At 61.2% G+C, this 6,085-nt stretch carries 7 protein-coding genes; 5 read left to right on the top strand and 2 right to left on the bottom strand.

The annotated features are described in order from the left end of the window. Positions 1–29: 29 nt before the first annotated feature. Positions 30–680: a hypothetical protein gene (locus OC610_RS19310; protein WP_264429920.1), complete on the bottom strand. Its 651-nt coding sequence runs from the start codon at positions 678–680 to the stop codon at positions 30–32. A gap of 372 nt (positions 681–1,052) precedes the next feature. Here OC610_RS19310 and coxB point away from each other — a divergent pair, with 372 nt between their 5' ends. The 4 genes from coxB (at position 1,053) to OC610_RS19290 (ending at position 5,440) form a co-directional block, all read left to right on the top strand. Beyond that, positions 1,053–2,180, top strand: coding sequence for a cytochrome c oxidase subunit II (coxB, locus tag OC610_RS19305; protein WP_264429917.1), 1,128 nt, complete (start codon positions 1,053–1,055; stop codon positions 2,178–2,180). 82 nt (positions 2,181–2,262) lie between these two features. Continuing rightward, positions 2,263–3,855 carry a cytochrome c oxidase subunit I gene (gene ctaD / locus OC610_RS19300; protein ID WP_181289088.1) on the top strand — a complete coding sequence of 531 codons (1,593 nt, stop codon included), beginning with the start codon at positions 2,263–2,265 and terminating at the stop codon, positions 3,853–3,855. A 121-nt stretch (positions 3,856–3,976) separates the two neighbouring features. Beyond that, positions 3,977–4,528 carry a cytochrome c oxidase assembly protein gene (locus OC610_RS19295; protein ID WP_264429915.1) on the top strand — a complete coding sequence of 184 codons (552 nt, stop codon included), beginning with the start codon at positions 3,977–3,979 and terminating at the stop codon, positions 4,526–4,528. A 24-nt stretch (positions 4,529–4,552) separates the two neighbouring features. Next, positions 4,553–5,440, top strand: coding sequence for a cytochrome c oxidase subunit 3 (locus tag OC610_RS19290; RefSeq protein WP_264429912.1), 888 nt, complete (start codon positions 4,553–4,555; stop codon positions 5,438–5,440). Positions 5,441–5,447: 7 nt separating this feature from the next. Here OC610_RS19290 and OC610_RS19285 read toward each other — a convergent pair whose 3' ends face one another. Further along, on the bottom strand, positions 5,448–5,651 hold the full coding sequence (locus tag OC610_RS19285) for a twin transmembrane helix small protein (RefSeq protein WP_264429910.1): 204 nt from the start codon (positions 5,649–5,651) through the stop codon (positions 5,448–5,450). A gap of 70 nt (positions 5,652–5,721) precedes the next feature. Here OC610_RS19285 and OC610_RS19280 point away from each other — a divergent pair. Beyond that, positions 5,722–6,085 (top strand): SURF1 family protein (locus OC610_RS19280; protein WP_264429908.1); only part of this gene is annotated, 364 nt, incomplete at its 3' end.

Genomic DNA, 6,085 nt, shown 5'->3' with positions numbered 1-6,085 from the left:
CCCACAGAGGTTTACGTGTGCCTGATGGATCAAGCCGCCGGCTGGTCCAGCTCCAGGCCCACGCCCAAGCGGCGGGACATGCATGGCCAGCGCTTCCAGGCTGCGCCGGTCTCGGGGCTGCTGAGTTTCTCGCGATAGGCTTCCACCGACTCCAACGCAAACGTCTCGTCGTTGAGCATCTCATCGAACGTGTGATGCACCACTTCATCGAGCTGGTTGGCGAATGCCTCACCGATCAGCTGGTGGGCGATCAGGTTGGCGACCGTCATGTCCAAGGGGATCAGCGGCTGGCCGAAATGCTTGATGTAGAGGTCGTTGACCTCTTCGACGAAGCGGTGCGCCAGATAGGCTTCATCCAGCAGGCTGTCGAGCCCGACATGCCCGGCCATGATGGTCGGTGGCTGGAGGAAGTACTGCTCGGCGATCTTCAATACCGGTTTGATCTGCGATTCGATACCCGCCTCTCTCGCAACGTCGTTGGCCGCGTCCAGCAGATCGGGCACTTCGTCGATGTAGGCGGCGACAAAACGCGCCAGGACATCGTTGGCGTTCGCGTCCGGCAGTTGAATGGCACGGTGCAAGTGCGGCAGCTGGGCTTCCAACTGACGGGTCAACTGGCCGGTCTCGGCTTCGTGTTGTTGGGCTTTTTGGATCTGCTCGCGCAATGCGGCGGTGTTCATGACAACTCCAGGAAACAAAGGCAATGAAATAGGAATGACATAACTTAGCTGGCGCAAAAAGACTCCTAAGACCTATTTTTCATAACCGCTCCTTCCTTGCTACGTCGCCGTTATATCGGTTTGCCATCATCAGGTTTGCATCCTTCTCCATTCGTGGGCTCTAGCGCAAGCCCCGGCTGTTTCAAACGATTTACGCCATCGCGTTGCGAGGTTGCAGGTGCTGTCTATACTCGGGTTGGAATGGAGTTAGCTGATGACACCCGATTGCATGTGCAGCAAGGCGCGGCGAGTCAATTAAGCAGTCTGAAAAGCCGATCCCTTGCCGCAGGCGTTACGCCTACGGGATAACAAGAACGATAAGGGGAACCCGCAATGACGCGACATCCACACGTATGGATGGGCCTCCTGTTGTGGTCGATTTTCAGCCAGGCGCAAGCGGCCTGGACTGTGAATATGGCGCCTGGAGCCACACAGATCAGCAACGCAGTCTTCGACCTGCACATGACCATCTTCTGGATCTGTGTGGTCATCGGCATCATCGTCTTCGGCGCCATGTTCTGGTCGATGATGATGCACCGCCGCTCAACCGGCCAGAACGCCGCGCACTTCCACGAAAACACCCGCGTCGAGATCCTCTGGACCATCGTGCCCTTCCTGATCCTCGTGCTGATGGCGATTCCGGCCACCGCCACGCTGATCAAGATGTACGACTCCAGCGAGTCGGACATCGATATCCAGATCACCGGCTACCAGTGGAAGTGGCACTACAAATACCTGGGCCAGGACGTCGAGTTCTTCAGCAACCTGACCACCCCCACCGAACAGATCCATAACCAGAGCGCCAAGGGCGAGCATTACCTGCTGGAGGTCGACAAGCCGCTGGTGCTGCCGGTCGATGCCAAGGTGCGCTTCCTGGTGACCTCCGCCGACGTGATCCACTCCTGGTGGGTGCCAGCCTTCGCGGTCAAGCGCGACGCGATTCCCGGGTTCGTCAACGAAGCCTGGACCCGCGTCGACAAGCCCGGCATCTATCGCGGCCAATGCGCCGAGCTGTGCGGTAAGGACCATGGCTTCATGCCGATCGTGGTCGAGGTCAAGAGCAAGCCCGACTACGAGAAATGGCTGGGCGAACGCAAGGCCGAAGCCGCGCAGCTCAAGGAGCTGACCACCAAGGAATGGACCCTGGACGAACTCAAGGAGCGTGGCGACAAGATCTACCACACCACCTGCGTGGCCTGTCACCAGGCCGAAGGCCAGGGCCTGCCGCCGATGTTCCCGGCACTCAAGGGTTCGAAGATCGCCACCGGGCCCAAGGCTGACCACTTGAGCCTCGTCTTCCACGGCAAGCCCGGCACCGCCATGGCGGCATTCGGCAAACAGTTGTCGGAAGTCGATATCGCCGCGGTCGTGACCTATGAACGCAACGCCTGGGGCAACAACAAGGGCGACATGGTTACGCCTAAAGAAGTGCTGGAACTCAAACAGGCGCAAAGCAAATGAGCCGGCCTGACGCTTGTTCCCGCAACCGGTCGGGGCTCACTGCCCCGCGCCGTCCAGCCCACTCGCTCGAAGGAGACAGGACATGAGTGCTGTGATCGATGACCACGGTCATGCCGGCGCCGACCACGCCCACGGCCCCGCCAAGGGCCTGATGCGCTGGGTACTGACCACCAACCACAAGGACATCGGCACCCTGTACCTGTGGTTCGCCTTCTCCATGTTCCTGCTGGGCGGCTCGTTCGCCATGGTGATCCGCGCCGAGCTGTTCCAACCCGGCCTGCAGATCGTGGAGCCGGCATTCTTCAACCAGATGACCACCATGCACGGCCTGGTGATGGTCTTTGGTGCAGTGATGCCGGCGTTCGTCGGCCTCGCCAACTGGATGATCCCGTTGATGATCGGTGCGCCGGACATGGCCCTGCCGCGCATGAACAACTTCAGCTTCTGGTTGCTGCCGGCGGCGTTCCTGCTGCTGGTCTCGACGCTGTTCACCCCGGGCGGCGGGCCGAACTTCGGTTGGACCTTCTACGCGCCGCTGTCCACCACCTATGCGCCGGAAAGCGTGACGTTCTTCATCTTCGCCATCCACCTGATGGGCATCAGCTCGATCATGGGCGCGATCAACGTGATCGCCACCATCCTCAACCTGCGTGCCCCCGGCATGACCCTGATGAAAATGCCGCTGTTCGTCTGGACCTGGCTGATCACCGCGTTCCTGCTGATCGCGGTGATGCCGGTGCTGGCCGGCTGCGTGACGATGATGCTGATGGACATCCACTTCGGCACCAGCTTCTTCAGTGCCGCCGGTGGCGGTGACCCGGTCTTGTTCCAGCACGTGTTCTGGTTCTTCGGCCACCCCGAGGTGTACATCATGATCCTGCCGGCCTTCGGTGCCGTCAGCTCGATCATCCCGGCGTTTTCGCGCAAGCCGCTGTTCGGCTACACGTCGATGGTCTACGCCACCGCCGCCATTGCGTTCCTGTCGTTCATCGTCTGGGCGCACCACATGTTCGTGGTCGGCATCCCGCTGGTGGGCGAGCTGTTCTTCATGTACGCGACCCTGCTGATCGCCGTGCCCACCGGGGTGAAGGTATTCAACTGGGCCAGCACCATGTGGCAGGGCTCGCTGACCTTCGAGACGCCGATGCTGTTCGCCGTGGCGTTCGTGATCCTGTTTTCCATCGGCGGTTTCTCCGGGCTGATGCTGGCCATCGCCCCAGCGGACTTCCAGTACCAGGACACCTACTTCGTGGTCGCGCACTTCCACTACGTGCTGGTGCCCGGCGCGATCTTCGGGATCTTCGCCTCGGCCTACTACTGGCTGCCGAAGTGGACCGGCCACATGTACGACGAAACCCTCGGCAAGCTGCACTTCTGGCTCTCGTTCATCGGCATGAACATGGCGTTCTTCCCGATGCACTTCGTCGGCCTGGCGGGCATGCCCCGGCGGATTCCGGACTACAACCTGCAGTTCGCCGACTTCAACATGGTCTCGTCCATCGGTGCGTTCATGTTCGGCACCACGCAGATCTTCTTCCTGTTCATCGTGATCAAGACCATCCGTGGCGGCCCCGCAGCACCGGCCAAGCCGTGGGATGGCGCCGAAGGCCTGGAGTGGAGCGTGCCGTCGCCGGCGCCGTATCACACCTTCACCACGCCGCCGGAAGTGAAATAGATGACACCGGGGCCTTGTGTGGGAGCGAGCTTGCTCGCGATAGCAGCGACTCGGTGCGTCAGACACACCGCCATCGCGAGCAAGCTCGCTCCCACAGGGTTCTCGGTAGAGGCTCAAAACCATGGCTGATTCGATCTCGCTGAAGAAACTGGTCACCCGCCTGCTGCTGGTGGTGGTGGCCATGTTCATCTTCGGCTTTGCCCTGGTGCCGATCTACGACGTGATGTGCAAGGCGTTCGGCATCAACGGCAAGACCGCCGGGCAGTACGAAGGCGAGCAGGTCGTTGATGAATCACGCCAGGTTCGCGTGCAGTTCCTGTCGACCAACGCGGTGGACATGGTCTGGGATTTCTACCCCAAGGGCGAGCAGTTGGTGGTCAAGCCAGGGGCGGTCAACGAGATGGTGTTCGTCGCCCACAACCCTACTGACAGGCCGATGAGCGCCCAGGCGGTGCCGAGTATCTCGCCGAGCACCGCGGCGGCGTATTTCCACAAGACCGAATGTTTTTGTTTTACCCAGCAAGTGCTGCAACCCGGCGAACGCATCGAAATGCCCATGCGCTTCATCGTCGACCGGGACATGCCCAAGGAAGTGAAGCACCTGACGCTGTCCTACACGCTGTTCGATATCACTGCTCGTCATCCTCCGGTGGCTGTAAACACTGACCGATAGCGTGCCCGATAAGGAGAACAATAAATGGCAACTCATGAGCACTATTACGTCCCGGCCCAGAGCAAATGGCCGATCATCGCCACGGTCGGGATGTTCGTCACCGTGTACGGCCTGGCGACCTGGTTCAACGACCTGAAGGCGGCGCGTCCCGAATCCCACGGGCCGCTGATTTTCTTCGTCGGCGGCCTGCTGGTGGCCTACATGCTGTTTGGCTGGTTCGGCGCGGTGGTCAAGGAAAGCCGCGCAGGCTTGTACAGCGCGCAGCTCGACCGCTCGTTCCGCTGGGGCATGAGCTGGTTCATCTTTTCCGAGGTGATGTTCTTCATCGCGTTTTTTGGCGCCCTGTTCTACGTGCGCATGATCTCGGCTCCGGCCTTGGCGGGCGAAGGCCCCAAAGGGCTGGCCCACATGCTCTGGCCCAGCTTCGAATACGCCTGGCCCCTGCGCCACAACCCCGATCCGAAACTCTTCCCGGCGCCCAAGGAGGTGATCAGCCCCTGGGGCTTGCCGCTGCTCAATACGGTGCTGCTGGTCAGTTCCAGCGTCACTGTCACCATCGCCCACCACGCGCTGAAAAAAGGCCATCGCGGCGCACTCAAGCTATGGCTGGCGATCACCGTGCTGCTGGGCTGCGCCTTCCTGGGCTTCCAGGCCGAGGAATACATGCACGCCTATAAAGAGCTGGGCCTGACCCTGGGCTCCGGCGTCTACGGCGCGACGTTCTTCATGCTCACCGGTTTCCACGGTGCCCACGTCACCATCGGCACGATCATCTTGTTCGTGATGCTGATGCGCATCATGCGGGGGCATTTCGACAACGAGCATCAGTTCGGTTTCGAGGCCGCGAGCTGGTACTGGCACTTCGTCGATGTGGTGTGGATCGGCCTCTTCATCTTCGTCTACGTGCTCTGAGGCATTCCTACCAAGGCGCGTGGGAGACCAACTGGCCACTGAAAAAACCCCAGGCGATCAAGCCGACGGTGACAGCGGCCAGGGAGACACGAATCGCCAGGGCAATGACCAAGCGATTGGAATCGCTTTCGTCCTTGACCAGAAAAAACAAGCCGCTGAACAGGCTGACAATCGTGGCGATCAGCATCAGGACGATGGCTGCTTTGAGCATTGAGGACACTCCGGGGGGACGCGATGCACGTGAGTATAGCTATCCCGTTGAACAGCTTTCGGGCGACGCCATGAAAGGCTTTCGGCCGGGCATCGTGCCGTCGTTGGTGGTGGCCGTGCTGGTGCCGGTGATGGTGTGCCTGGGGTTCTGGCAATTGAGCCGCGGCGAGCAGAAGCGCGTGCTCATGGACACCTACGCCGAGCGCCGCGTGGCGCCGCCGATGGACAGCGCCGAACTGGCGCACACCGCCGATCCGGCCTTTCGGCCGGTCACCCTGCACGGCCAGTTCGACGCCGAGCACAGCATCCTGCTGGATAACCGCCAGCACGACGGCAAGGTCGGCGTCGAGTTGCTGCAACCGTTCCTCGACCAGGCCAGCGGGCTGTGGCTGCTGGTCAATCGCGGCTGGCTGCCCTGGCCCGACCGTCGCACCC

The organism is Pseudomonas agronomica, from assembly GCF_025917275.1.
GTDB classification, from domain to species: Bacteria; Pseudomonadota; Gammaproteobacteria; order Pseudomonadales; family Pseudomonadaceae; genus Aquipseudomonas; species Aquipseudomonas agronomica.
This window is presented reverse-complemented; position numbering and strand designations above follow the sequence as displayed.

Excerpts from the sequence above, each read along its gene's own strand:
- OC610_RS19310 (WP_264429920.1), bottom strand. The coding sequence starts at position 680 with ATGAACACCGCCGCATTGCGCGAGCAGATCCAAAAAGCCCAACAACAC.
- OC610_RS19295 (WP_264429915.1), top strand. The coding sequence starts at position 3,977 with ATGGCTGATTCGATCTCGCTGAAGAAACTGGTCACCCGCCTGCTGCTG.
- ctaD (WP_181289088.1), top strand. The coding sequence starts at position 2,263 with ATGAGTGCTGTGATCGATGACCACGGTCATGCCGGCGCCGACCACGCC.
- OC610_RS19285 (WP_264429910.1), bottom strand. The coding sequence starts at position 5,651 with ATGCTCAAAGCAGCCATCGTCCTGATGCTGATCGCCACGATTGTCAGC.
- OC610_RS19290 (WP_264429912.1), top strand. The coding sequence starts at position 4,553 with ATGGCAACTCATGAGCACTATTACGTCCCGGCCCAGAGCAAATGGCCG.
- coxB (WP_264429917.1), top strand. The coding sequence starts at position 1,053 with ATGACGCGACATCCACACGTATGGATGGGCCTCCTGTTGTGGTCGATT.